The sequence below is a fragment of the Pseudomonas sp. MBLB4123 genome (assembly GCF_051904775.1).
Lineage (GTDB): Bacteria > Pseudomonadota > Gammaproteobacteria > Pseudomonadales > Pseudomonadaceae > Aquipseudomonas > Aquipseudomonas benzenivorans_B.
Genome location: NZ_CP196711.1, coordinates 4,255,739 through 4,280,396, shown reverse-complemented (window position 1 = coordinate 4,280,396; position 24,658 = coordinate 4,255,739). Strand labels below are relative to the sequence as shown.

Annotated in this window: 20 protein-coding genes, 3 tRNA genes and 3 pseudogenes; 13 read left to right on the top strand and 13 right to left on the bottom strand. The window is 63.1% G+C overall.

Annotated elements, in window-relative coordinates:
* Positions 1–4: 4 nt before the first annotated feature.
* Positions 5–1,168, bottom strand: coding sequence for a type III PLP-dependent enzyme (locus tag ACSX1C_RS19850; protein ID WP_439887542.1), 1,164 nt, complete (start codon positions 1,166–1,168; stop codon positions 5–7).
* Positions 1,169–1,600: 432 nt separating this feature from the next.
* Between ACSX1C_RS19850 and ACSX1C_RS19845 the strand changes: the two genes are divergently transcribed.
* Positions 1,601–3,184: a peptide chain release factor 3 gene (locus ACSX1C_RS19845; RefSeq protein ID WP_439887541.1), complete on the top strand. Its 1,584-nt coding sequence runs from the start codon at positions 1,601–1,603 to the stop codon at positions 3,182–3,184.
* A 55-nt stretch (positions 3,185–3,239) separates the two neighbouring features.
* On the top strand, positions 3,240–4,022 hold the full coding sequence (locus ACSX1C_RS19840) for a TatD family hydrolase (RefSeq protein WP_439887540.1): 783 nt from the start codon (positions 3,240–3,242) through the stop codon (positions 4,020–4,022).
* Positions 4,023–4,109: 87 nt separating this feature from the next.
* On the opposite strand, the pseudogene ACSX1C_RS19835 reads toward ACSX1C_RS19840, so the two are convergent.
* The 5 genes and pseudogenes from ACSX1C_RS19835 to ACSX1C_RS19815 form a co-directional block, all read right to left on the bottom strand.
* A pseudogene (locus tag ACSX1C_RS19835) lies at positions 4,110–4,625 on the bottom strand (methyl-accepting chemotaxis protein); the annotation flags it as partial.
* A 342-nt stretch (positions 4,626–4,967) separates the two neighbouring features.
* Positions 4,968–5,171 (bottom strand): annotated as a pseudogene (locus ACSX1C_RS19830) (HAMP domain-containing protein); the annotation flags it as partial.
* A 1,203-nt stretch (positions 5,172–6,374) separates the two neighbouring features.
* Positions 6,375–7,211: a regulatory signaling modulator protein AmpE gene (gene ampE / locus ACSX1C_RS19825; RefSeq protein ID WP_439887539.1), complete on the bottom strand. Its 837-nt coding sequence runs from the start codon at positions 7,209–7,211 to the stop codon at positions 6,375–6,377.
* Positions 7,208–7,771 (bottom strand): 1,6-anhydro-N-acetylmuramyl-L-alanine amidase AmpD, encoded by a 564-nt coding sequence (ampD, locus tag ACSX1C_RS19820; protein ID WP_318643430.1) that lies wholly within the window; start codon positions 7,769–7,771, stop codon positions 7,208–7,210. The genes ampE and ampD overlap by 4 nt, the downstream gene beginning before the upstream one ends.
* A gap of 93 nt (positions 7,772–7,864) precedes the next feature.
* Entirely contained in the window at positions 7,865–10,165 is a 2,301-nt protein-coding gene (locus tag ACSX1C_RS19815; RefSeq protein ID WP_439887538.1) for a DUF1631 domain-containing protein, read from the bottom strand.
* Positions 10,166–10,598: 433 nt separating this feature from the next.
* Here ACSX1C_RS19815 and nadC point away from each other — a divergent pair, with 433 nt between their 5' ends.
* Positions 10,599–11,447, top strand: coding sequence for a carboxylating nicotinate-nucleotide diphosphorylase (gene nadC, locus ACSX1C_RS19810; protein WP_439887537.1), 849 nt, complete (start codon positions 10,599–10,601; stop codon positions 11,445–11,447).
* 172 nt (positions 11,448–11,619) lie between these two features.
* On the opposite strand, the pseudogene ACSX1C_RS19805 reads toward nadC, so the two are convergent.
* The 3 genes and pseudogenes from ACSX1C_RS19805 to ACSX1C_RS19795 form a co-directional block, all read right to left on the bottom strand.
* A pseudogene (locus ACSX1C_RS19805) lies at positions 11,620–12,662 on the bottom strand (IS630 family transposase).
* A gap of 39 nt (positions 12,663–12,701) precedes the next feature.
* Positions 12,702–14,324 (bottom strand): Wzy polymerase domain-containing protein, encoded by a 1,623-nt coding sequence (locus tag ACSX1C_RS19800; RefSeq protein ID WP_439889446.1) that lies wholly within the window; start codon positions 14,322–14,324, stop codon positions 12,702–12,704.
* A gap of 159 nt (positions 14,325–14,483) precedes the next feature.
* Positions 14,484–14,897, bottom strand: a complete 414-nt coding sequence (locus ACSX1C_RS19795) for a pilin (protein ID WP_439887536.1) — start codon at positions 14,895–14,897, stop codon at positions 14,484–14,486.
* Positions 14,898–15,120: 223 nt separating this feature from the next.
* On the opposite strand from ACSX1C_RS19795, the gene pilB reads away from it, so the two are divergent.
* From pilB to yacG, 5 genes are all read left to right on the top strand, one after another.
* Positions 15,121–16,824 carry a type IV-A pilus assembly ATPase PilB gene (gene pilB / locus ACSX1C_RS19790; RefSeq protein ID WP_439887535.1) on the top strand — a complete coding sequence of 568 codons (1,704 nt, stop codon included), beginning with the start codon at positions 15,121–15,123 and terminating at the stop codon, positions 16,822–16,824.
* Positions 16,825–16,826: 2 nt separating this feature from the next.
* On the top strand, positions 16,827–18,044 hold the full coding sequence (locus tag ACSX1C_RS19785; RefSeq protein WP_439887534.1) for a type II secretion system F family protein: 1,218 nt from the start codon (positions 16,827–16,829) through the stop codon (positions 18,042–18,044).
* A 3-nt stretch (positions 18,045–18,047) separates the two neighbouring features.
* Positions 18,048–18,920 carry a prepilin peptidase gene (locus ACSX1C_RS19780; RefSeq protein ID WP_439887533.1) on the top strand — a complete coding sequence of 291 codons (873 nt, stop codon included), beginning with the start codon at positions 18,048–18,050 and terminating at the stop codon, positions 18,918–18,920.
* 160 nt (positions 18,921–19,080) lie between these two features.
* On the top strand, positions 19,081–19,689 hold the full coding sequence (gene coaE, locus ACSX1C_RS19775; protein ID WP_439887532.1) for a dephospho-CoA kinase: 609 nt from the start codon (positions 19,081–19,083) through the stop codon (positions 19,687–19,689).
* Positions 19,686–19,886: a DNA gyrase inhibitor YacG gene (gene yacG, locus ACSX1C_RS19770; protein ID WP_369958746.1), complete on the top strand. Its 201-nt coding sequence runs from the start codon at positions 19,686–19,688 to the stop codon at positions 19,884–19,886. Before coaE ends, yacG begins: the two co-directional genes overlap by 4 nt.
* A 68-nt stretch (positions 19,887–19,954) precedes the next feature.
* Here the strand turns inward: yacG and ACSX1C_RS19765 are convergent, their stop codons facing one another.
* On the bottom strand, positions 19,955–20,638 hold the full coding sequence (locus ACSX1C_RS19765; RefSeq protein WP_439887531.1) for an energy-coupling factor ABC transporter permease: 684 nt from the start codon (positions 20,636–20,638) through the stop codon (positions 19,955–19,957).
* A 236-nt stretch (positions 20,639–20,874) separates the two neighbouring features.
* On the opposite strand from ACSX1C_RS19765, the gene ACSX1C_RS19760 reads away from it, so the two are divergent.
* From ACSX1C_RS19760 to ACSX1C_RS19740, 5 genes are all read left to right on the top strand, one after another.
* Positions 20,875–21,504, top strand: coding sequence for a DUF1780 domain-containing protein (locus tag ACSX1C_RS19760; RefSeq protein WP_318643449.1), 630 nt, complete (start codon positions 20,875–20,877; stop codon positions 21,502–21,504).
* On the top strand, positions 21,501–21,995 hold the full coding sequence (locus ACSX1C_RS19755; RefSeq protein WP_439887530.1) for an MOSC domain-containing protein: 495 nt from the start codon (positions 21,501–21,503) through the stop codon (positions 21,993–21,995). The genes ACSX1C_RS19760 and ACSX1C_RS19755 overlap by 4 nt, the downstream gene beginning before the upstream one ends.
* 80 nt (positions 21,996–22,075) lie before the next feature.
* Entirely contained in the window at positions 22,076–22,249 is a 174-nt protein-coding gene (locus ACSX1C_RS19750; RefSeq protein ID WP_318643453.1) for a DUF3094 family protein, read from the top strand.
* Between the two features lie 63 nt (positions 22,250–22,312).
* Positions 22,313–23,614 (top strand): NAD(P)/FAD-dependent oxidoreductase, encoded by a 1,302-nt coding sequence (locus ACSX1C_RS19745; protein WP_318643455.1) that lies wholly within the window; start codon positions 22,313–22,315, stop codon positions 23,612–23,614.
* Between the two features lie 48 nt (positions 23,615–23,662).
* Positions 23,663–24,385: a substrate-binding periplasmic protein gene (locus ACSX1C_RS19740; protein ID WP_439887529.1), complete on the top strand. Its 723-nt coding sequence runs from the start codon at positions 23,663–23,665 to the stop codon at positions 24,383–24,385.
* Between the two features lie 13 nt (positions 24,386–24,398).
* Here the strand turns inward: ACSX1C_RS19740 and ACSX1C_RS19735 are convergent.
* The 3 genes from ACSX1C_RS19735 to ACSX1C_RS19725 form a co-directional block, all read right to left on the bottom strand.
* A tRNA-Lys gene (locus ACSX1C_RS19735) sits at positions 24,399–24,474 on the bottom strand.
* 6 nt (positions 24,475–24,480) lie between these two features.
* Positions 24,481–24,557, bottom strand: a tRNA-Pro gene (locus ACSX1C_RS19730).
* A 9-nt stretch (positions 24,558–24,566) separates the two neighbouring features.
* Positions 24,567–24,642: transfer RNA gene (locus ACSX1C_RS19725), tRNA-Asn, on the bottom strand.
* Positions 24,643–24,658: the final 16 nt, after the last annotated feature.

Here is a 24,658-nt window from a genome sequence, read left to right as displayed (position 1 = left end):
CGACTCAGAGGTAGAAGGCCTTCAGCGGCGGGAAGCCGTTGAACTCCACCGCGCTGTAGCTGGTGGTATAGGCGCCGGTGGACAGCCAGTAGAGGCGGTCGCCGATGGCCAGGTTCAGCGGCAGGCCGTACTTGTAGTGCTCGTACATGATGTCGGCGCTGTCGCAGGTCGGGCCGGCGATCACCACCTCTTCCATCTCGCCCTGCTTCTCGGTCCAGATGGGGAACTTGATCGCCTCGTCCATGGTTTCGATCAGGCCGCTGAACTTGCCCACGTCGGTGAACACCCAGCGCTCCACCGCGGTACGCGACTTGCGCGACACCAGCACCACCTCGCTGACCAGGATGCCGGCGTTGGAGATCAGCGAGCGGCCCGGCTCGAGGATGATTTCCGGCAGCTCGTCGCCGAAGTCGTCCTTGAGGAAGCGGATGATCTCCTCGGCGTAGGTCTCCAGGCTGTTGGTGCGGGTGATGTAGTTGGCCGGGAAGCCGCCGCCCATGTTGATCATCTTGAGGACGATGCCGTCCTCCTCCTTGAGGCGCTCGAAGATCACCTTGACCTTGGCGATGGCCGCGTCCCACACGCCGATGTCGCGCTGCTGGCTGCCGACGTGGAAGGACACGCCGTAGGGCTCCAGGCCCAGCTGGCGGGCGAGGATCAGCAGGTCCATGGCCATGTCGGTCTGGCAGCCGAACTTGCGCGACAGCGGCCAGTCGGCCGAGGTCGAACCTTCGGTGAGGATGCGCACGTAGACCTTGGAGCCCGGCGCGGCCTTGGCGATGTTGCGCAGGTCGGCCTCGGAGTCGGTGGCGAACATGCGCACGCCCTTCTCGTAGAAGTAGCGGATGTCGCGGGATTTCTTGATGGTGTTGCCGTAGCTGATGCGCTCGGGGCCGACGCCGCAGCCCATGACCTTGTCCAGCTCGTAGATCGAGGCGATGTCGAAGCTCGAGCCCTTGTTCTTCAGCAGCTCGATGATCTCCACCGCCGGATTGGCCTTGACCGCGTAGTAGATCTTGGCGAACTCGAAACCGGCGCGCAGGTCGTCGTAGGCCTGGCTGATGATCTGGGTGTCGATCACCACGAAGGGGGTTTCTTGCTTGTCGGCGAAGGCCTTCATCTTCTGGAAGGTTTCGCGCGGGTAATAGTCTTCGAGCTCAATCGACATGCGGGGACTCCAAATGGCAAAACGGACAAAGGTGGTTAGGGATGCCTCACTAAGTAATAGCAAAGCGCGAACGCCTGATCAGTTTCCCCACTTTGGTTCGCCTACTTCCCAAGGCATGTCGCCGAGTATCGCGCACGATCTCTCGTCGTCAGTACTTGAGCCGGATGGATCGTTGCCAGCATGGACGTTCGGGCGCGAACTGTAGGACCAGGGGGAGCTGAGATCAATAAAAAATGCCGGGTTTTCGACCCTTTTTGTCGCGCCACGACCCGGCGTGGAGGATTCGCAACGAAGCGCCATGGAATGCTGCACAGCACCGCCATCGCCCCGGTTCGACCGCCGGGGCACTGGGCGCCGCGCGATCCGGCGTTTCCCGGTATAATCGCCGCCTTTTTTGACAGACCGACATTCAGTCGACGGGTTCCCCCACGCATGAGCATCCAGGCCGCCGAAGTCGCCAAGAGGCGCACATTCGCCATCATTTCCCATCCCGACGCCGGTAAGACCACCATCACCGAGAAGCTGCTGCTGATGGGCAAGGCAATCGCCGTGGCCGGCACGGTCAAGTCGCGCAAGTCCGACCGCCACGCCACCAGCGACTGGATGGAGATGGAGAAGCAGCGCGGCATCTCCATCACCACCTCGGTGATGCAGTTCCCCTACCGCGAGCACATGATCAACCTGCTCGACACCCCCGGCCACGAGGACTTCTCCGAAGACACCTACCGCACCCTGACCGCAGTGGACAGCGCGCTGATGGTGCTCGACGGCGGCAAGGGCGTGGAACCGCGCACCATTGCCCTGATGGACGTGTGCCGGCTGCGCGACACGCCCATCGTCAGCTTCGTCAACAAGCTCGACCGCGACATCCGCGACCCCATCGAGCTGCTCGACGAGATCGAGGCGGTGCTGAAGATCAAGGCCGCGCCCATCACCTGGCCGATCGGCTGCTACCGCGACTTCAAGGGCGTGTACCACCTGGCAGGCGACTACATCATCGTCTACACCCCGGGCCACGGCCACGAGCGCACCGAGACCAAGATCATCCGGCACCTGGACTCCGACGAGGCCCGCGCCCACCTGGGCGACGAGTACGAGCGCTTCATCGAGCAGCTGGAACTGGTGCAGGGCGCCTGCCACGAATTCGACCAGAAAGAGTTCCTCGCCGGCCAGCTGACCCCGGTGTTCTTCGGCACCGCCCTGGGCAACTTCGGCGTCGACCACGTGCTCGATGCGGTGGTCGACTGGGCGCCCCGGCCCCTGGCCCGCGCCGCCCACGAGCGGGTGGTGGAGCCGGTGGAGGAGAAGCTCTCGGGCTTCGTGTTCAAGATCCAGGCGAACATGGACCCCAAGCACCGCGACCGCATCGCCTTCATGCGCATCTGCTCGGGCAAGTACGAGAAGGGCATGAAGCTGCGCCACGCGCGCCTGGGCAAGGACGTGCGCATCGCCGACGCCCTGACCTTCTTCTCCAGCGAACGCGAGCAGCTGGAAGAGGCCTACGCCGGCGACATCATCGGCCTGCACAACCACGGCACCATCCAGATCGGCGACACCTTTACCGAAGGTGAGAGCCTCGGCTTCACCGGCATCCCGCACTTCGCCCCGGAACTGTTCCGCCGCGTGCGCCTGAAGGACCCGCTGAAGTCCAAGCAGCTGCGCCAGGGCCTACAGGAACTGGCCGAGGAAGGCGCCACCCAGGTGTTCTTCCCCGAGCGCAGCAACGACATCATCCTCGGCGCGGTCGGCGTGCTGCAGTTCGACGTGGTCGCCAGCCGCCTCAAGGAGGAATACAAGGTCGAGTGCGCCTACGAGCCGATCACCGTGTGGTCGGCGCGCTGGATCGAGTGCGCCGACAAGAAGAAGCTCGAGGAATTCTCCAACAAGGCCGCGGAGAACCTGGCCATCGACGGCGGCGGCCACCTCACCTACCTGGCGCCGACCCGGGTCAACCTGAGCCTGATGGAAGAGCGCTGGCCGGACGTGAAATTCCGCGCCACCCGCGAGCACCACTGAGGCCGGAGGACGGGCTGCCCTTGCGGCCCGTCCCGCCCCGGCGGACACTGGCGCCATGCGCCTGATCGACACCCATACCCACCTGGACTTCCCCGACTTCGACGCCGACCGCGACGCGCTACTGGCGCGCTGCCGCGCCCGGGGCGTGGAGCGCCTGGTGGTGCTCGGCGTGTACCGGGACAACTGGCAACGCCTGTGGGACCTGGTGCAAGGCGACGGCGGGCTGCACGCCGCCTTCGGCCTGCACCCGGCCTACCTCGACGCGCACCGCCCCGAGCATCTGGACGAACTGCGCGCCTGGCTGCAGCGCCTGGCCGGTCACCGGCAACTCTGCGCGGTCGGCGAGTTCGGCCTGGACTACTTCCTCGAGCACCTCGACCGCCCGCGCCAGCAGGCGCTGTTCGAGGCGCAACTCGGCCTGGCCGCCGAGTTCGAGTTGCCGGCCCTGCTCCACGTACGCCGCGCCCACGCACCGACCATCGCCACCCTCAAGCGCTTCCGGCTCAAGCGCGGCGGCATCATCCATGCCTTCGCCGGCAGCTACGAGGAGGCCCGCGAGTACCTCAAGCTGGGCTTCAGGCTCGGCCTCGGCGGCGCGCCGACCTGGCCCCAGGCCAAGCGCCTGCGCAAGGTCCTGGGACAGCTGCCGGCCGAAGCCCTGGTGCTGGAGACCGACTCGCCGGACATGGCGCCGGCCATGCACCCCAACCAGCGCAACAGCCCGGAATATTTGCCCGATATCTGTGCCGAGCTGGCCCCGCTCGTGGGCCTGAGCCCAGACGAACTGGCCGCCGCCAGCAGCCGCAACGCCTGCGAGCTGTTCGGCTGGCCCTCCTGACAGGCGCGAGCATGTCCGCAGACGCACGCATTCGCACAAAGAACGAGGCCCGCCAATGGGCGGGCCTCGTTCTGGCAGACAACCGGGTCAGACCCGGAAGGCACCGATCAGCTGCTTGAGGTGCGAAACCTGCTCGGACAGCTCGCGACTGGACTGCTCGGTCTGGCTGGCGCCCTCTGCGGTGCGCTCGCCGGCCTGATTGATCTGGACGATGTTCTGGTCGATATCCTGGGCCACCGCGGTCTGCTGCTCGGCCGCCGCGGCGATCTGCTGATTCTGGTCGACGATCATGCCCACCGCGGCGAGGATATTTTCCAGCGCCTGCTGCACCTTGCCCGACTCGCCGACCGTGCCGTCGGCCATCTGGTGACTGACGCCCATGGCCTTGACCGCCGCGCCGACGCCGCCCTGCAGCTTGCTGATCATCGTCTCGATCTCTTCGGTGGACTGCTGGGTACGCTTGGCCAGATTGCGCACCTCGTCGGCCACCACGGCGAAGCCGCGGCCCTGCTCGCCGGCCCGCGCCGCCTCGATGGCGGCATTGAGCGCCAGCAGATTGGTCTGCTCGGCGATGCCCTTGATCACATCCAACACCTGGCTGATCGACGCGCTGTCGCTGGCCAACTGGTTGATCACCGCCACCGACTGATCGATCTCCCCCGCCAGGCGCCGGATGCTGCCGACCTGGGACTCGACCAGGGCCCGGCCGCTGACGGTTTCATTATTCACGCTCTGCGCACTGCCCACCGCGGCGGCGGCGCTGCGCGCCACTTCCTGGGCAGTGGCGGACATCTGATTCATCGCCGTCGCCACCTGTTCGATCTGACTGCGCTGGCCGGCGACCGCCTGGTTGCTCTCGCCGGAAACCCGCTCCACACGGCCGGCCTGGCGCTCGACCTCGGTCACGGTATGGCCGACACGCTCGATCAGGTGATGGATCTTCTTCACCGTCTCGTTGAACATCTGCCCGAGCTCGCCCAGCTCATCCTTGCTCTGCGCCTTGAAGCTGACCGTCATGTCGCCACCGGCGACCTGATCCATGACTTCGCCCAGGCTCTTGAGGGTCGCCCGGGTGGACACGTAAAAACCGCTGTAGAGGTAGAGGATCAACAGGAACACCACCACCAGCGCCACCGCCAGCAGCACCATCTGCGCGCGGTTGTCCTGCAGGCGCGCCTGCAGCTGCTCGTCGAGGAAGGCCAGCACCGCATCGTTGAACTCATAGGTCCTGCCCATCTGCGCACTGACCTGGTCGTAGAACTGCTGCCACGGCATGTCCAGGCTGTCGGCGACTATCACCTTGTCCTCGAACAGCAGGGCGCTGTCCTTCAGGGTCGTCAGGCTGGCCTCTGCCAGGCCGGCCAAGGCCGCGCGTGCGCCAGGGCTGGCGCTCAGCGCGTCCTGCAGATTGAGCCCGTACTCCGCATGGACTTTCTCCAACTCCAGCAGCAGCTCGTCGAACTGGGTGCTCGCCGCCGAATTGAGGAAGCCCTGCCCCAGGGAATAGGAGCCCGTGGCCCGTCCGTCACGCAGCGGCTCGGTCACCATGGGCGTCACCACGGTGACCAGCTCGGTCATCTGCCGCACTTCACGCTGGCGGTCCTGGCTCAGCCCCGCCTGGCTGGCGACCAGCTTGATGAATACCTGGGAGCTGCCCAGCAGCTGCCTGGCCATCGCCGTCTTGCCCTGCAAGGAGGTTTCCTGCTGCACGGCCTGCAGGCCGGCCGTGAGTTCGTCGCGCTTGGCCTCGAACTCCTCGACTTGCTCGGCATCCCGAACCACGGGCGCCAGCGCCTCCAGGGCAGTCCCCAGGCGAGTCTGCACCTGGCCGATGCGATTCTCGAGATCCCCGGCCTGACCGGATTGTCCGATCATCTCGTTGATCTTCACCAGGTCGGCAAAGCTTTCCAGGTCGCGGCGCAGCGACAGGCTGGCACCCAGCAGGTCGAGACTGGCAAGGGCCGCCTGGGTGCCGACGAATTGACGATAGGAGTCGCGCACCAGGTAGAAGTTGGTCACCAGCATGGGCAGGAAGAACAAGACGCTGATCAGGCTGAACTTCATGCCGAAGCTGAGGCGGTTCATCAGCGCGATGGCTGGATACAAAACGGTCTTCACAAAGACGCCCCCAGTTCTAGTTGTTTTGTGCTGCTTGGCGGGTCGCCACGCCGCGCTGCTCGACGCGGCCGGCCGACGACCGCGTGAGAGGCAAATGGCCAGCCGCCCCGCCGAGCGTCTTATATACCTCTTATCGACGCGCTTCTCTGTAACTTAAGGTTAAGCGCGGCGCCGGGAGCATCGAGGGCAAAGGGGGGAGTTGGCCGGGCCCGAGTCAGGCGCCGGCCGGGGGAACTAGAGGAACAGCGTCCACAGGGCGAATAGCGCATACCAGAGCACGGCGGCGCGCACCAGCAGTTGCCAGAGGCTGTCCAGGCTGCCGACCCCGGCGGCACCGAGCTCCGGCGCCGGTATCTCACAGGCCACGCGCCCCACCTTGATCACCAGCTGCGCGGCGGAAATATCCCAACTCAGCAACTCGTGCAGCAACGCCCGATTGACCGCGACGAAGTTGCCGACCAGGGCGAAGCTCGCCGCCAGCACCCGCGCCGGCAACCAGTCGAAGGCATGGCGCAGATGCACCGCCCGCTCGCGCAAGGCCGGTTGCTCGGCATGCTCGCCGAGCAGGGCCAACAGGCGATAAGCCAACGCCGCCAGGGGGCCGAGCAAGGCATACCAGAAGATCACCGCAAAGAAGCTCTGATAGGCCTGCCAGAGCATGTGCCCCTGCACCTGCTGCAGCAGTGCGCCCTCGCTATCAGCCTCCAGGGCCAGATCGCGACGGGCCACCAGGTACGCCGCCTCGCTATCGCCGCGCCGCCAGCTGTCGCGGAAAGGGCCGAGCGCCGCCAGCAAGTCGCCCCGCCCTAGGCTGTAGATCAGCACCAGCAGGTGCACCGGCAGCGCCAGCCAACCGTAGGCCAGCGGTTCGAGCAGCGACAGCAGCAGGGTCAGGCCCGCCAACGGCAGCACCACCAGAAGCACGATTCCCAACCAGGGGCTCTCGACGAAGTCCGGCTGCCGCCCGGCCTTCGCCAGCAAGCGCAGCCAGGGTCCATCCTGCTGGATCGCATGGCGCCACGCCGAGAACTTCTCGACCCATAGCACCAGCAACAGCACCAGAAAAGTCATAACGCCTCCTTCTTATCCTTCAGCGCGGCGCGCAACCGCGGCCAGTCGAAAGCCGGACCGGGATCGGTCTTGCGGCTCGGGGCGATGTCGCTGTGCCCACAGATACGCTCCGGGGCGAGTGCCGGGTAGCCCCTTCGCAGCGCGTGGATCAACGCCGGCAGCGCGACATACTGGGCCTCGCTGTAGGGCGTCTCGTCAGTGCCTTCCAGCTCGATGCCCAGGGAAAAATCGTTGCAGTTCTCGCGCCCCTGGAAGCTGGACTGGCCGGCATGCCAGGCCCGCTCGTTGCAGGAGACGAACTGGGTAATGGCGCCGTCGCGCTCGATCAGGAAATGCGCCGAGACCTGCATCGCCGCAATGCTCGCAAAGTAGGGATGCTCGTCGGCCGACAGGCGATTCTGGAAGAACGCCTGGACCTTGCCGGTGCCGAACTGGCCCGGCGGCAGGCTGATGTTGTGGATCACCAGCAGGGACACCTCTCCCTGCGGGCGTGCGTTGAAGTTGGGCGAGGGGCAGTGGCGAATGCCCGAGCACCAGCCACTGCGAGGATCCAGCTGCATAACGGCTCCTTGAACGAGCCTCCACTCTAGAGCAGCCCTGCGGCGCGGCCAAGCCTTGCTCGGTGGAATGGCAATGCCGACGCCGTCGCGAGATCAGGTGCCCTTGAGCCTGCGCAGGTTACCGATCACCGATTCCAGGGCCCGGTCGAACAACAGCGCGTCATCGAGCAGGCGGATGGCGCAGCGGCGAAACTCCACGGCCAGCCCCATGCGGGTTTTCTCCAAGACCTTCATGCCGGTGCGATTGACGAAGATGTACTTGCCGGTCGGCTTGATCACCGCCGCCAGCTTGCAGCGCAACTTATGCTCATCGTCTTCCTGGAACTCGACCCAGCTGCCCACGCGCAGGTTGTCCACCTGCAGCAACGACTCGTCATCGTCCGGCAGGGTCACCTCCGGCTCCGTTGAGCGCTGCTGGCCGGGCGCCTGCAGGACGATCTCTTCGACCACGGCGACCATCGGCAACGCCTCGGCCTCCGGCTCCACATCCTCATTCGGCAGCTCCAGCAGCGGCAGGTCGATGCCGACCTCGGCCAGGGCCGCGCGCTGCTCTTCGTCCAGCTCCGCCTCGACCTCGACCAGGGGCTGCTTGAATCGCTGGAACGCCTGCACATGCAGTGCCTCCAGCTGACCGAAGAACTCGCCGGTGGAGAACGGATCGAACGCCGCGCTGGCCATGCCCTCGCGCAGGGCCTTGAGCAGCCCTGGCACCAGCTCCAGCAGGCGCAAGCGCGCCTCCGCATCCTCGTGGGGCGTCACGCTCCACACCAGGTCGTCCATGGTCGCCAAGGCCGCCCGCCATTCGGCCGACTCCACACCGTGCTTCAGGCAGGTCAGCAGCAGCACCTTGCTCCAGGCCTCCTGCAACAGACGCACCACCACCTCCGGCAGGGTCTTGCCGAGCAGCCGCTCATTCAGCGCCTGTTCGACCTGGCGCCGAGCCAGCTCGGCCCGGGCACTGCCCTCCTCGGCATCGCGGGTACGCTGCTCCAGCAGCTCGCTACGCCGACGCTCGTCGCCGGTGAATGCGAGAAAGTCGGCGAGCAACTCGGAGAAGATCGCGGGGTCATCGACGAAGTCGTTGAGCAGGCGCTGCACCACCTGCTCGATCTTCTGGTACAGGCTGTCGCGCTGGGCGTCGTCCTGCTCGCTCCAGCCCAGCGCCGCCGAGGCGATCTCGTTGAGCAGGCGGCGCGCCGGGTGGCTGCCACGGCCGAAGAAGGTCTTGTCGAGTACCGCGACCTTGAGCATCGGGATCTGCAACCGCCCGATCAACGCCTTCAACGAGTCCGGCAGGGTGCGATCGTCGAGGATGAACTCGAACAGCATCGCCACCAGATTGATCACATCCTCATCGACTTCGCCGACCACCCGGGCCTTGCCGCTCTTGGCGCTGGCGCGGCTGAGCAGGCTCCCCAGCTGCTCGCGCAGGTCGAAGTCATCGCTGGCCTGGGCCGGCGCACGCTGCTGCATATAGGACAGCAGGCGCATCAGGTCATGACTGGAAATAGGCTGAGCACCGGCCGGCGTCTCACGCCGCGGAACGACGCTGCCACGGGCCTGGGACAGCAGCTGCTGCAGCGCACCGAAGACTTCCTGCACGCTCTGTTCGTCGTAGTCGCCGGCGGCCGGCGCGCCGCCCGCCTCACGCTCGCCCGGCATCGTGCCCGCCGGGCGCCCGGTCTGGCGGCGCACCGGCGCCGACTTCAGCTCCGGCAGCACGCCCGCGGCGGCAAGCGCCTGATTGGCCTCGGCATACAGCTGATCGAGGTCCCCCAGCACATACTTCTCGAACAGCTTGAAGATGATCAGCTTGACCTTGATCTCCACGCCCAGGCCGCTGCAGGCCTCCAGGAAGAACTCGCAGAGCGCGGCGGGGCCGAGGGGGTTGCTGCGATCGTCGAGCTTCTTGCTGACCAAGGCATTGAGCCGCGTGCTCAGGTGGCCGACCGCCATGCTGTCACGGCTCATGACCTTGGCGACCATGGCGTCCAGCGCCACCGTCTCCTCCAGCTCGTCGTTCTGCACCAGGGACAGGCTGTCGAAGGACACCGCATCCAAGGCTGGGGGCGTACCGATCTCGTACTGATTGAGGCTGGAGAAGGACTCGAAGACCTTCTGCAGGAAGCCGCGCTCGATATTCTTGCGTTTCAGCCGCAGATCGCGCATGGCCTCGAAGAAGGCATTCTGCTCGGCGTTGCTGGTGGCCCGGTCGGCCATCTCGAACAACGTATCGTCGGCATTGTCGAACAACGCCTGCAGCGCCTGTTTGAGCTGTTGCGCAGCCTTGTCACGCACCTGGATGAGCGCCACGGGCAGTCTTCCTACCGGCGAAGTGGGCGATTGCGCAGAGGCCACCTTGCTCAGGTGCACCACTTTCGCATCAGTCTTCATTGCAAGCCTCCTGCAGACCGCACCTCAAAGGCACGCCGATCTGCACAGCGATCAACTGGGCGTCATCCGTAACGTCAAGGTCCTGGCGCCAACATTCCAAAAAGTAAAGCCATTATAGGGACGCCCCCGAGCGCACCAAGCAGCCTTCTCTTGCAGATATGACCCAGGTCACAGATGTAACGCGCCAGCCTCCCAACGGCTAGCCGCGCGCGACAAACGCGTCATTGCACGCGCAAAGCGGACAAGCGATATCAAACCCCGACTCGCGCGCCGGCACGGAGCGCCTGCCCACTATCCCTATTAACAGTAGCAGGTGACCGACTCGGGTCCCGCACCAGCGAGACGGCCACGGATGAACGCCAACAGCGCCAATCCCGCTGCAACCACAGCCCGCTATCCCTATAATCGCCCCACCCAGACAGTGGAGCCCGTCATGCCCAACCTTACCCTCGCCGACCTGACCGCCGAAATCGAGGCCAACGTGCGCCGCGCCCTGACCGAGGACATCGGCAGCGGCGACATCACCGCGCAACTGATCCCGGCCCAGCGCCTGGCTCACGCCACGGTGATCACCCGCGAGGCGGCGGTGGTGTGCGGCACGGCCTGGGTCGACGCGGTGTTCCGCCAGCTCGATCCGCGGGTCACGGTGCACTGGGAAGTCCGCGATGGCGAACGGGTGGCGCCCAACCAGGCGCTGTTCCACCTGGAGGGCCCGGCCCGCGCCCTGCTGACCGGCGAGCGCAGCGCCCTGAACTTCCTGCAGACCCTCTCCGCCGTGGCGACCCGCTGCCAACACTACGCCGACCTGGTGCAAGGCACCGGGGTGAAACTGCTCGACACCCGCAAGACCCTGCCCGGCCTGCGCCTGGCGCAGAAATACGCGGTCACCTGCGGCGGCTGCCACAACCACCGCATCGGCCTGTACGACGCCTTCCTGATCAAGGAAAACCACATCGCCGCCTGCGGCGGCATCGCCGAGGCGGTGCAGGCCGCCCAACAGATCGCCCCGGGCAAGCCGGTGGAGGTGGAGGTGGAAAGCCTGGAGGAACTGCGCCAGGCCCTGGACGCCAGCGCCGACATCGTCATGCTCGACGAGCTGTCACTGGAGGACATGCGCCAGGCCGTCGCCATCACCCTGGGCCGCGCCAAGCTGGAAGCCTCGGGCGGGGTCAAGGAGAGCACATTGCGCACCATCGCCGAGACCGGAGTGGACTATGTGTCGATCGGCACCCTGACCAAGGATGTCAAGGCGGTGGATTTGTCGATGCGGCTGAGTTTGTAACCGGAGCTTTGCCCCAGCCCGATTCGCGGTAACTAGCGCAAGCGCCTGCGGCGACTTCACTCTACGATCTAACCCGTCATTCGACTGACGTTTCCGCGGCATCAACCAGGACAATCGTTGCAGAGTGGCGTGCGACGGCGCATATATTAACCCGGCAACCAAATATCCCAAATCAAGCCGCATAAGAGATACGCGGATGCCTGAAATAAGCATGGATTCGGTGGGGACGTAATTGCAGGCGTTTCATAACTGAGCGAACACGGTTTTCCAGGTCTTCCTGATTACGAGCGGGCAAGCCGGTGCGCACTTGCTGTTTCAAGTCGCCGTTCAAGTATTCGTCAGGATTCAGCTCCGGGGCATAGGCCGGCAAGAAAAACAGTTCGATGTGCGCTTTTCGCTCAGCGACCCCAGGCGCTCACCTTCTTGCTGTGGTACACGCGCAGATTGTCGAGAATCAGGAACACCTTGCGCCCCTGGGCAGCCCGAATCAGGCGGGCCAGGAAGCGAATCAGCACTAGGGCTGTCAGCGTTTCCCGGTACAGCATAAAGCGCATGCTTGCCGCGATTGGTCACGGTGGAAATCATATTGGTGGCGAAGCGACTGCCGCTGACCAAACGTACCGGTGTCTCGCCAGCAGGGGCGTAGCTGCGACCGGCATGGCTGTCACTGCGCATACCGGTCTCGTCACCCCACTGAATCTCGGCGTTCTCGGCCTTGGCTCGTTGGGCGATGCGCGGGTAGTCGTTGTCCAGCCAGCGTTGAACCACCTCAGGCTTCTGCTGGTAGGCCCGCTGCAGTGGACGTTGCGGGGTATAGCCCCTGCGCTTGGGGCATTCACCAACCGTGCGCACCGGCATGAGCAAACCACAGCATTGGCGGATCAGTTCGCGTACGGCATCCCGTGTCCAGAGCGCAAAACCGAGCTTGAGTTGATCGGACATCTTGTCGCTCATCAGGGGGCGAATCAGCACTTCCTGACTGGGACTCAAGCTGCGGCGCTCACCCTGGCGCACACCGCGCTGGCCGCCGCTGACGGCAGCTTGTTCGCCTTTGTGCTCGGCGACCTCTGCCCAGTGGGCGACAGTGTGTGTGGGGGGGAACGCCAACCGCTTCGCCAATGGCTTCATAGGTGTAACCCTGCTCACGCATTCGCAGGGCAATAGCGCGCTTTTCGCGCTGTTCTTGGGGCTGAGTTTGCGGGCATCTGTTTTCATGGCGGCAGATTATCCAGCACGCCCTATTTAATTGCCCGGTTAATATTCAAATAATTCTGGATATTGCTTCTGCATTTCCTGCAGCTCAAACATCGCCTGCACATGCCCTCTCTGGCCTGGACCGTATATCCGCTTAAATAACGTCAATTGCTCTCTAGCCACTAGGACCTGACCATTAATCCCCAACGCAACGACATACCGAAGCAAGCCGGAAATGCTCGGATATCGATACACCACCTTCCTCATTCTTTCCAACTCCGCGCGACTCATGTGAGAGTTTGGCGGCGTCCGCACAAAACGTATGAACTCACGCAACTGGCTTAACAGGTGTACATCTGGCGCGGGCTGGGCTGCTTTTAACTGGCCAACACGCGCCAGCTCCATACGCAGCAAGCGGTGATCTTCCTCAATGATCCTATACTCCTTCCAGAAGCAACCAAACAAACCCACACATACAAACAGAGCGACGCCAGTCAACCAACGCGGTGTCGTAAACTCACGCCCTTGCCCCCCGTCCGTAGCCGCCACTCCGAGCAATAACCCCAATGGAAATAGCAAATATGCATGCTCATAAGGAAACTCTACAACTGCATGCGCCAAGACGAAACCAGCTGCAACCAAGGCAAACATGCTCTCGGCACTACTCACGCGCCAAGCAATCCTCGCCAGCCAAGTAGCTATAGCGAAAAAGATCACCCCACCGAGCAACGGACCATTCCATATCATGAGGTCAAGTAATATGTTGTGGCCATTTAAAGAAAGTGCAGGCGCTGAGTAATTCAGGGCGCCTTGCATTTGCGCAACCGGAACCTGGTTCCAGCCATAGCCCCACCAAGGCCCTCGCCATGCTTCTTGCCAGAGCTGCACCCAAATATTAATGCGTTCATTAACCGACCCTACCCTCGCGACACCTACACCGGACTCGGAAAACCATCCGATAATAGAGAGGCAAGCCAAATAAACGCCCACCCACGCCAACAGACCACGCACACTCAGACGAGGCGCATACATTCTGCTCTTGACGCCCCAAAAAACAATGACTGCAATTGCGGCAAGCCATGGAGCACGAGACCCCGTCAACGCAACACCGAATAAGAGGAAACAGGCCAACAGTCCAGCAGTGACAGGGTTCAGCAGGCGCCTCTCATAAAGGTAAAGACCCCCAGCAAGCCCCATACACAGCAATGTAGCCATATTATTAGGCTGCCCTATATTGGCGTAAGGACGAGCTCCGAAGGGCAAATCGGCGACCCAAATAGTGCTAGGCAACTGCAGCCACTGGTGCAAGGCAATCCATGTGGACAAAACTCCGCCCACGACAAACAACCCAGCCAAAGAGCGCACAAAGAAATAGTGATTAACTGACCCCGACGGAAAGCTGTAGCCAACCTGCAACATCAAAGCAAAGCCAAACAAGTACAGCGACACGATAAGTGCGTCACCCGCAAAGTAGATCACTCCAAAAACCATCTGAAGCAGCGGTATCACTGGCAACAATAAAAAGCCAATTAAAGCCGGCGAGAGCCTCCCCCCCACCCGCAGCATGGTTGAAACAAGCAGAATTCCGGCCAAGAAGACCGCAAACTCCTGATAAGCAACTGCCCACGGTGAGTAATGATTAGGTAAAAGCCAAGCCACTAAAAATGCAATAGCGGACAACACAACCAACCACCGCTCGACTCGGTTCAAATCCATCACCAGCCACCATGTTTTCAGACAAAAAAATGCCCCACTACAAGTGGGGCACCTTTTAAAGCATCTCATCCTTACCGCCTGAGACAGACTGACTAACTGTCCCACGGAGGTAAGCTCACCAGAAGATCACTTGCAGCTGCCAGGCATCCAATTCACCGGAGTACCAGTGCAGGCCCAACTCTGGATCGGACCAGTGCTTGCGTTGGGAGTAGGAACCAAGTTAACGACAACAGCTGTCCCACTAACGGTACCAGTAGCCCGGATCGCACCAGCAGCGGAGACGGTTACAGTACTAACAAACTGCGAGGAAGGTGTTGAGGCACACCCATTGAAACTATTAGCAGTGAACGTTGAGGCACTTTGGTTGATTTCAGAAACACACGTGCGTGCCCCACTCGCCGCGAGCACAACCTCAGAAGCCCGAGCGCGGTTTGTGTAGTCTTGGTAGGCCGGCAAGGCAATTGCCGCCAGAATACCGATGATCGCAACCACGATCATCAATTCAATCAGGGTAAAACCCTTTTGCAATTGAGCTTTCATAGAATTTCTCCTGGAAGTGTTAAGGTCCTACGACCTGAGCAAAGGAATGCAGGTCCTATGCCAACTTCAAACCCAGCGATAAACATGGAGTTACATCGAGGAAAGCCACCACTCGCGCAACACCAGCAAGGCAATTTCTGCCATTTTTTGTCACTCAAGCCGCCACACCTAGCAGCTAGAGTTCAACTACGTTATAAGGCACGCATTGCGTATGGAGTCTGCGATGAACGAAAGCGTGTCCCTGACCGGCCTGGCCAAACAGATGGTGCTGGCCGAACTGCTCGACGAGAAAGCCGCTCAGCAGGCCCAGCAGCAGGCCCAGCGCAACAAACTGCCGCTGGTGACCTACCTGGTGCAGAACAAACTGGTAAAGAGCCGAGCACTGGCCGAGTTGGCTGCCGATCAGTTTGGCGTCGCCTTCTTCGACCTCAACACGCTGGACAAGGAAGGCGCACCACGGGAGCTGGTCAGCGAAAAGCTGGCACGCCAGCACCGCGCCTTGCCACTGTGGCGCCGGGGCAACAAACTATTCATTGGCGTCTCCGACCCGACCAACCACCAGGCGGTCACCGATATCCAGTTCAGCACCGGCCTGAATACCGAGGCAATTCTGGTCGAGGATGACAAGCTGGGCGACGCCATCGACAAGTTCTTCGATTCCGCCACCAGCGGCATGGAGGACCTGGCAGACGTGGACCTCGACGGCCTGGATGTCGAGGCTGTTGACGAGAACAAGCAGGACAGCGATGGCGGTGTCGACGCCGACGATGCGCCCGTCGTGCGCTTCGTCAACAAAATGCTGCTTGACGCCATCAAGGGCGGCTCGTCCGACCTGCACTTCGAGCCTTACGAGAAGGCCTATCGGGTACGCTTTCGCACCGACGGCATCCTTCACGAAGTAGCCCGCCCGCCGATTCAGCTAGCACCACGCATCTCGGCACGCCTGAAGGTAATGGCCGCCCTGGACATATCAGAGCGGCGCAAGCCCCAGGATGGCCGGATCAAAATGAAGATATCGAAGAACAAGGCCATCGACTTCCGCGTCAACACCCTGCCGACCCTGTGGGGCGAAAAGATCGTAATGCGCATCCTCGACCCCACCAGCGCGCAAATGGGCATCGACGCCCTGGGCTATGAGGAGGACCAGAAAGCGCTTTATATGGCGGCCCTGAAACAACCCCAAGGCATGATCCTAGTGACCGGCCCCACCGGCTCGGGCAAGACCGTTTCGCTCTATACCGGCCTGAATATCCTCAACACACCTGACGTCAATATTTCCACCGCAGAAGACCCGGTGGAGATCAACCTGGAGGGCATCAACCAGGTCAACGTCAACCCTAAGCAGGGCATGGACTTTACCCAGGCCCTCAGGGCGTTTCTGCGCCAGGACCCCGACATCATCATGGTCGGCGAGATTCGAGACTTGGACACCGCCTCCATCGCGGTCAAGGCGGCGCAAACCGGCCATATGGTGATGTCGACGCTGCACACCAATAGCGCGGCAGAGACCCTGACCCGCCTTCGCAACATGGGCGTTCCGTCATTCAACATCGCCACCTCGGTCAACCTGATCATCGCCCAGCGCCTCGCGCGCAAGCTGTGCAGCCACTGCAAGAAAGAAATCGACGTGCCTCGCGAAACCCTGCTGGCCGAGGGCTTCCCCGAAGACAAGATCGGCTCCTTCAAGATTTTCGGCCACGTGGGCTGCGAAAACTGCAAGGACGGCTACAAAGGCCGTGTCGGTATTTATGAAGTGGTTAAAAACACGCCCAACCTGCAGCGGATTATCATGGAGGAAGGCAACTCCATCGACATCTCTGCACAGATGCGCAAAGACGGCTTTAATGACCTGCGCACCTCAGCCCTGTTGAAGGCCATGCAAGGCGTTACCAGCCTTGAGGAAGTCAACCGCGTGACCAAGGATTAACCATGGCGGAAAAAGCACTCAAGACCAGCGTTTTCAGCTGGGAAGGCAAAGACAAGAAGGGCGCCATCGTCAAGGGCGAGCTCAACGGCCAGAACCCTGCCTTGGTCAAGGCCCAGTTGCGTAAACAGGGTATAAACCCGACCAAGGTTCGCAAGAAAGCCACCTCGCTGTTCAGTGCCGGCAAGAAGATCAAACCCATGGACATCGCGCTGTTCACCCGACAGATGGCGACCATGATGAAAGCGGGTGTACCTCTACTACAGTCGTTCGACATCATCGGCGAAGGTTTCGACAACCCCAACATGCGCAAGCTAGTCGACGAAGTAAAGCAAGAGGTGGCGGCCGGTAACAGCTTTGCGACTTCACTACGCAAGAAACCCGAATACTTCGATGATCTCTACTGCAATCTGGTCGACTCCGGCGAGCAAGCCGGCGCCTTGGAAACCCTGTTGGACCGTATCGCTACCTATAAAGAAAAAACCGAGGCACTGAAAGCCAAGATCAAGAAGGCCATGAATTACCCAATCGCGGTGGTTGTCGTGGCCATCATCGTTTCAGCCATCCTGTTGATCAAGGTGGTGCCGCAGTTCGAAACGGTTTTCGCCAACTTCGGTGCCGAGCTCCCTGCATTTACCCTAATGGTCATCGGAATATCCCAAACATTACAAGAGTCATGGCTCTATATATTGATCGGCCTTTTTGCTCTAGCCTTCGCCCTGAAAGAAATCCATAAGAAGTCGCAGAAATTCCGTGACTGGGCTGACCGCACCGTCCTCAGGATGCCGATTGTCGGCGACATCCTCTACAAATCCGCCGTGGCCCGCTTCGCCCGCACACTCTCTACCACCTTTGCCGCCGGCGTACCCTTGGTGGAGGCGCTGGACTCCGTGGCCGGTGCAACCGGCAATGTGGTGTTCAAAAACGCCACCAACAAGGTCAAGGCGGACGTCTCCACCGGCATGCAGCTCAACTTCTCCATGCGCACCACCGGTACCTTCCCGTCCATGGCAATCCAGATGACCGCCATCGGCGAAGAGTCTGGCGCCTTGGACGAGATGCTCGACAAGGTCGCGACCTTCTATGAGGAGGAAGTCGACAATATGGTTGACGGGCTGACCAGCCTGATGGAGCCGATCATCATGTCCGTTCTGGGCGTTCTGGTGGGCGGCCTCATCATTGCCATGTACCTGCCCATCTTCCAACTGGGCTCCGTCGTATAGATCATGGCTGTCCTTCAGTTTCTAGCCAGCCACGGGCTGGCCTTTGTTTTAGTCTCACTTCTAGTTGGCCTGCTGCTCGGCAGCTTTCTCAACGTGGTGGTCTACCGCCTCCCCCTGATGCTTGAGCGCGACTGGAAGATGCAGGCCCGCGAGATCCTCGATCTGCCCGGTGAGCCGGCGCAAGCGACCTTCAACCTGATACTGCCGAACTCCCAATGCCCGCACTGCGGCCACGAGATTCGCCCCTGGGAGAACATCCCGGTGCTGAGCTATCTGGCGCTGCGCGGCAAGTGCGCCAGTTGCAAGGCGCCCATCAGCAAGCGCTATCCCTTGGTGGAACTGGCCTGCGGCCTGCTGTCGGCCTATGTTGCCTGGCATTTTGGCTTTACCTGGCAGGCTGGAGCCCTGCTGCTACTGACCTGGGGCCTGCTGGCGATGAGCCTGATCGACGCCGACCACCAGCTGCTGCCGGACTCCCTGGTGCTGCCCCTGCTGTGGCTCGGCCTGATCGCCAACTCCTTCGGCCTGTTCGCCAGCCTCGGCGACGCCCTGTGGGGCGCCGTCGCCGGCTACCTGAGCCTGTGGTCGGTGTATTGGCTGTTCAAGCTGGTCACCGGCAAGGAAGGCATGGGCTACGGCGACTTCAAGCTATTGGCCATGCTCGGCGCCTGGGGCGGCTGGCAGGTGCTGCCGCTGACCATCCTGCTGTCGTCGCTGGTCGGCGCAGTGCTCGGAGTGATCATGCTGCGCCTGCGCAATGCCGAGACCAGCACCCCGATCCCTTTCGGCCCCTATCTGGCGATAGCCGGCTGGATCGCCCTGCTCTGGGGCGAGCAGATCACCGGCACCTACCTGCAGTTCGCAGGATTCCGCTAAGGACTAGCCTGCCAGCCCCAAGGCAAACCACCACCCGCCCCTCGACATCGGGGCGGGCCACGCCAGGGCATGCCGCTGCACAGCCCCCTCGTTCGCCAGCACACAACCGCCCAGGCTACAATTCCCGCCCGATATATTGCTTAGAGAGTCGAACTCGATCATGAAGCCCTGGATTCTGGGCCTTACCGGCGGTATCGGCAGCGGCAAGAGCGCGGTTGCACAGCACTTCATCGAGCAGGGTGTGCACCTGGTGGACGCCGATCAGGCCGCCCGCTGGGTGGTCGAACCCGGCCGGCCGGCGTTGGCGCAGATAGCCGAGCATTTCGGCGCCGAAGTCCTGCTGACCGACGGCCAACTGAATCGCGCCACCCTGCGCTCACGCGTGTTCGCCAATATCGACGAGCGCCGCTGGCTGGAGGCTCTGCTGCACCCTCTGATTCGCCAGGAGATCGTCGATGACCTGGCCCGGGCCGAATCCCCCTACGCGGTGCTGGTGTCGCCGCTGCTGATCGAATCGGGCCAGCACGAACTGACCCAGCGCATACTGGTGGTCGACGCCCCCGAGTTGCTCCGCATAGAGCGCACCATGCAACGCGACCAGACCACCGCCGAGCAGGTCCAGGCCATCCTCAAGGCACAGGCCAGCCGGGAAGAGCGGCTGCGCCATGCCGACGACATCCTGGTCAACGACCGCGACCTGGACTGGTTGCGCAGCGAAGTCGAACGCCTGCACACTTTTTATCTCAGCCTACGCGGAGGCCAACCATGAGCGCACCCACCACAGTCGCCTGCCCCACCTGCGGCGCGCCCGTCGAATGGGGGCCGCAGAGCCCGAGCCGGCCCTTCTGCTCCGAGCGCTGCAAGCTGATCGATCTGGGCGCCTGGGCCTCGGAAGAGCACGCCATTCCCGGCAACGAGCTGGAGGACGACCTGTTTTCCGGCGAGCTGCCGCCACGCAAGCACTGAGGCGCAGGCACGACCATCAAGATAAGGGGCCGGGCCTGCACGGCCCCGACAGCACCCCACCCCCAGCGCTATCTCTCGTCGTCCTTCCAGGGTGCCGATAGATAGCGCGTACGGTTGAAGGTTTCCAGCCAGTCCGGACAGAACACCACCAGGGCCGTGACCACCATCCCGTTGGTGAACGCCTCGGGGAAGACCACCAACCAGAGATAACCGACGAAATCGCCGAGCCAATGCGGCATGGGGTACAAACCATCGACCCAGAGCACAGCGAGCCCGAACAGGACGCAGAGCAAGGCGGCCAACGCCGCGGGAAAGAAGCCGCAGCAGAAGATGTAGACGAACAGGTTGCGTGGCTGCGCCCGCTCCACCCGCAACGCGCAGACCTCGGCAATCAGCACCGGCAACAGCACCAGCAACACGCCGTTCACCCCCAACGCCGCCAGTTCCTGGCGCCCCAGGGCCAGCAGGCCCAACTGCGCGGCGAAGCCGGCGAGGATCGCCAGCGGCCAGTCGAGCAACAGGGTCACCGCCGTCATGCCGATGAGGTGGTAGGACAACCCGGAATCGAAGTCGCGGCGCACCAGCCACAGGAAGACCAACGCGAACGCCGTACCGAACAGCAGATGCTGCCGGCGCAGATCGCTGCACAGCTCCAGCCATGGCGCGCGCCACAGGGCCCAGAGCAACGCGGGAAGATACAGCAGCCAGCCGCTCCACAGGCTAGCGGGTGAAAGCAACGCGGCCGCGATCATGACAAGATTCCAACAACGGACGGATGAACGCGACCAGTCTACACCGCCGCTCCCTTATCTGGACTCGCACCTGCGGACTGCGGCAACCGCCCCCCCGCCACCACGCAACCCGCTTTCCCGGCGGAGCAGGCTTGGCACTCGCCCAGTACACCGGGAGCCGACCGAAGAGCCGCCGCCCCAGGCCTTATTGTGGCCGGGGGTACCAAGCCTCCCAAGCTGCGGGCTAAGCTGATGCTATGGATGACTCCGACTATCTGCGCCTGCTCACGCACCAGGCCGAACAGGCCAATGCCTTCCTCTCCAATGCCCGCAAATGGGAGCGCGAGCGCTGGGTCTGCCAGCGCCTGCTGCAAGCCCTGAACATCGACCACCGCCTGGAGGAATTCAGCGCAGCGGAACAGGAGCCACCCGATGTGCTGTTTCGCGAGGCCAGCTTCGAGGTGTTCTTCGTCCTGGACGAAGGCCGGCGCCTGAACGACGAATGGCGCGCCGAACTGGAGCGCCGGCGCAGCGCCTTCTCCCTGAAACAACTGGTGCGCCGCGAGGCCAAGCCGCGGCGCATTCCCGCCGCGGAACTGCAGGCACGTCTGGCCCCGACGCTGCGCAAGAAGGCCCACAACTACAGCGAACGCGGCCTCGACCTCGGCGAGCTGGACTTGCTCGCCTACGTCAACCTCAAGCGTGCCGTACCGGACTTCAACAGCCACTTCCCGCCCCCCACCGAATACCTGCGCCAAGGCTGGCGCTCACTGTCCCTGGTGGGCCCGACCTTCGCCCGCGTGCTGTTCGCCCATCCGGACGCCCCGGATTTCCTGCGCGGCAACCTGGGCCGCAGCGTGCTGTTCGACGTGGGTATCAGCCTATGAGCCCGCTGCAGTCCCTGCTCGCCAACGTGCCCCAGCAGGGTCGGGTGCGCTGGATCGGCGTGCGTCCCGAGTCGCGCGGCGCCATGCTCGAACTGGAAGCGGTGGAGGCCCGTCGCGAAGCCGGCCTAACCGGCGACCACAGCCGCCCAGGTCCGCGCAATGCGCGCCAGGTGACGCTGATTCAGTGGGAGCACCTGGCGGTGATCGGTGCGCTGATCGGTCGAACCGCCGAGCGGCCGCTGCGCGCCGAGGAGCTGCGCCGCAATATCGCCGTCAGCGGCATCAACCTGTTCAGCCTCAAGGGCCGGCGCTTCCGCCTCGGCCAGGCCATCCTGGAAACCACCGGCTGGTGCCAGCCCTGCGCTCGCCTGGAGGAACGCCTGGGTCCCGGGACCTTTCAGGCCGTACGCGGCCACGGCGGCATCACCGCCCGGGTCGTGCAAGGTGGCATTATTAGACTGAACGACATCCTTCACGTTGAGCCCTTATAACCGCCACGGCTAGAATAGCCATCACCTGCAGGCCACAAGCACACCGCCGCGCACTCCGCGCCGCCTCCATCGAGGTTTCCATGTCCAGCCGCCTGAGCCCCGACGACCAGCAACGCGTCGACCAATACCTGAGCGCTCCGCAGCATCGGGTCCAGCGCCCCCCCTTCCGGGTCTGGCGCCTGCTGCTGGTCATCCTCGCCGTGGTCATCGGACTGGGCCTGCTGAGCCGTCTACTGAGTCGATTGGCGCTATGAGCTGCTTCGCGCTCGCCCAATCGGACGCCCGCCGCTTTCTTCAAAGCCTTGTGAGAGTGTTCCATGTCCCATCGAATAGTCATCGTCGGCGGCGGCGCCGGCGGCCTGGAGCTTGCCACCCGCCTGGGTAGAACCCTGGGCAAGCGCGGCCAGGCCAAAGTCGTCCTGGTCGACGCCAACCTGACGCATATCTGGAAACCGCTGCTGCACGAGGTGGCGGCCGGCTCGCTCAACTCCTCGGAGGACGAGCTGAACTACGTGGCCCAGGCGAAATGGAACCACTTCGAGTTCCAGCTCGGACGCATGACCGGGCTGAACCGCGCCGACCGGCGCATCACCCTGGCCGCTACTATCGACGAGCGCGGCGAGGTGCTGATGCCCGAGCGCGAGCTGAGCTATGACAGCCTGGTGATCGCCGTTGGCAGCACCACCAACGACTTCGGCACCCCCGGCGCAGCCGAACACTGCCTGTTCCTCGACACCCGCGAACAGGCCGAACGCTTCCACCGCCAGCTGCTCAGCCACTACCTGCGCGCCCACGCCAACCAGGGCGACACGACCGAGCAGATCAGCGTGGCCATAGTCGGCGCCGGCGCCACTGGCGTGGAGCTGGCCGCCGAACTGCATCATGCCGCCCACGAGCTGGCCGCCTACGGCCTGGACCGCATCCGCCCCGAGAACATGCGCATCACCCTGATCGAGGCCGGCCCGCGGGTACTGCCGGCGCTGCCGGAGCGTATCGGCCAGCCCGTGCACCGCACCCTGGAGAAACTCGGGGTGACCGTACTCACCAATGCCGCCGTCAGCCAGGTAACCGACGACGCCCTGCATACCGCCCAGGGCGAAACCATCACCGCCAGCTTCAAGGTGTGGGCCGCCGGCATCCGCGCCCCTGGTTTTCTCAAAGACCTGGACGGCCTGGAGAGCAACCGCATCAACCAGCTGCAGGTGCGCCCGACCCTGCAGACCACCCGCGACGACAACATCTTCGCCTTCGGCGATTGCGCCGCCTGCCCGCAACCCGGCAACGAAGGCCGCAACGTTCCGCCACGCGCCCAGGCCGCCCACCAGCAGGCCTCCCTGCTGGCCAGATCGCTGAAGCTGCGCATCGCCGGTCAACCCCTACCGGAATACCGCTACCGCGACTACGGCTCGCTGATCTCGCTGGCGAGCTTCTCCGCGGTCGGCAACCTGATGGGCAACCTGACCGGCAGCGTGATGCTCGAGGGCTGGCTGGCCAGGGTGTTCTACGTATCGCTCTACCGCATGCACCAGATGGCGCTGTACGGCCCGCTGCGCACCCTGCTGCTGATGCTCAGCGACCGCATCGGCCGCAGCACCGAGCCACGCCTGAAACTGCACTGAGCCCCTCACCTATACTGCGCATGGGACACTCACCCGCGAGGCCTTCCCATGCGCAGCCTCTCCTGGCTCTGCCTGATACTGCTTCCGGCGCTGTCTGCAGCGAAGGAGCCCGTCACCGTCTTCTACATCGAGAAGCCGCCCTACTATCACAGCGAACAGGGCGAGCCGACCGGCTTCCTGCTGGAGCGCACCCGCGCGATATTCAGCCAGGCCGGCATCGAGGTGCGCTTCGAAGCGCGTCCGGCCAAACGCATTCAGATGGAGTTTCAACTGGAGCGCCAGCCGGCCTGCTCGGTTGGCTGGTTCAAGACCGCGCAACGCAGCCGCTATGCCTGGTTCTCCCGAGCCATTCATCGCGACGCCCCCATGGTCGTGCTGACGCGCACCACCCTGAGCGAACAGATCAAGGCCTATGCCAGCCTCGCCGCACTGCTGAACAGTCCGCTGCGTCTAGGGCTGATCGATGGCTTCTCCTATGGTGAGCTGGATGGGCTGCTCGCCCGTGCCAGCCGCAGCAATATCACCGCCGCGCCCACCCAGAGCGTGCGCATGCTCGCGGCCGAGCGCATCGACTACACCCTGGTCGACGAGCGGGAACTACCCTATATCCTGGCGGAGGCGGACCTGCGCGACGCGCGACTGGCGCAACTGAACATGCCGGACATTCCGCCGGGGCAGTTACGCTATCTGATGTGCAGCAGGGAGATGGATCGGAGACTGCGAGAGCGTCTCGACCGGGCCATTTCGGCCCTGGGCCTGGAGCCCGAGTGATGCGAAGAGGAAGTGGTGGGTCGTGTAGGATTCGAACCTACGACCAATTGGTTAAAAGCCAACTGCTCTACCAACTGAGCTAACGACCCAAAAAATGGTCGGGGTAGGGGGATTCGAACTCCCGACATCCTGCTCCCAAAGCAGGCGCGCTACCGGACTGCGCTATACCCCGGCTGAAGATTGGCTCCGCGACCTGGACTCGAACCAGGGACCCAATGATTAACAGTCATTTGCTCTACCGACTGAGCTATCGCGGAACTATTACCTTCGGCT

What these genes read in the sequence shown, in the direction of transcription:
- ACSX1C_RS19850 (WP_439887542.1), bottom strand. Translation starts at nt 1,168, where the DNA reads ATGTCGATTGAGCTCGAAGACTATTACCCGCGCGAAACCTTCCAGAAG.
- ACSX1C_RS19845 (WP_439887541.1), top strand. Translation starts at nt 1,601, where the DNA reads ATGAGCATCCAGGCCGCCGAAGTCGCCAAGAGGCGCACATTCGCCATC.
- ACSX1C_RS19840 (WP_439887540.1), top strand. Translation starts at nt 3,240, where the DNA reads ATGCGCCTGATCGACACCCATACCCACCTGGACTTCCCCGACTTCGAC.
- ampE (WP_439887539.1), bottom strand. Translation starts at nt 7,211, where the DNA reads ATGACTTTTCTGGTGCTGTTGCTGGTGCTATGGGTCGAGAAGTTCTCG.
- ampD (WP_318643430.1), bottom strand. Translation starts at nt 7,771, where the DNA reads ATGCAGCTGGATCCTCGCAGTGGCTGGTGCTCGGGCATTCGCCACTGC.
- ACSX1C_RS19815 (WP_439887538.1), bottom strand. Translation starts at nt 10,165, where the DNA reads ATGAAGACTGATGCGAAAGTGGTGCACCTGAGCAAGGTGGCCTCTGCG.
- nadC (WP_439887537.1), top strand. Translation starts at nt 10,599, where the DNA reads ATGCCCAACCTTACCCTCGCCGACCTGACCGCCGAAATCGAGGCCAAC.
- ACSX1C_RS19795 (WP_439887536.1), bottom strand. Translation starts at nt 14,897, where the DNA reads ATGAAAGCTCAATTGCAAAAGGGTTTTACCCTGATTGAATTGATGATC.
- pilB (WP_439887535.1), top strand. Translation starts at nt 15,121, where the DNA reads ATGAACGAAAGCGTGTCCCTGACCGGCCTGGCCAAACAGATGGTGCTG.
- ACSX1C_RS19785 (WP_439887534.1), top strand. Translation starts at nt 16,827, where the DNA reads ATGGCGGAAAAAGCACTCAAGACCAGCGTTTTCAGCTGGGAAGGCAAA.
- ACSX1C_RS19780 (WP_439887533.1), top strand. Translation starts at nt 18,048, where the DNA reads ATGGCTGTCCTTCAGTTTCTAGCCAGCCACGGGCTGGCCTTTGTTTTA.
- coaE (WP_439887532.1), top strand. Translation starts at nt 19,081, where the DNA reads ATGAAGCCCTGGATTCTGGGCCTTACCGGCGGTATCGGCAGCGGCAAG.
- yacG (WP_369958746.1), top strand. Translation starts at nt 19,686, where the DNA reads ATGAGCGCACCCACCACAGTCGCCTGCCCCACCTGCGGCGCGCCCGTC.
- ACSX1C_RS19765 (WP_439887531.1), bottom strand. Translation starts at nt 20,638, where the DNA reads ATGATCGCGGCCGCGTTGCTTTCACCCGCTAGCCTGTGGAGCGGCTGG.
- ACSX1C_RS19760 (WP_318643449.1), top strand. Translation starts at nt 20,875, where the DNA reads ATGGATGACTCCGACTATCTGCGCCTGCTCACGCACCAGGCCGAACAG.
- ACSX1C_RS19755 (WP_439887530.1), top strand. Translation starts at nt 21,501, where the DNA reads ATGAGCCCGCTGCAGTCCCTGCTCGCCAACGTGCCCCAGCAGGGTCGG.
- ACSX1C_RS19750 (WP_318643453.1), top strand. Translation starts at nt 22,076, where the DNA reads ATGTCCAGCCGCCTGAGCCCCGACGACCAGCAACGCGTCGACCAATAC.
- ACSX1C_RS19745 (WP_318643455.1), top strand. Translation starts at nt 22,313, where the DNA reads ATGTCCCATCGAATAGTCATCGTCGGCGGCGGCGCCGGCGGCCTGGAG.
- ACSX1C_RS19740 (WP_439887529.1), top strand. Translation starts at nt 23,663, where the DNA reads ATGCGCAGCCTCTCCTGGCTCTGCCTGATACTGCTTCCGGCGCTGTCT.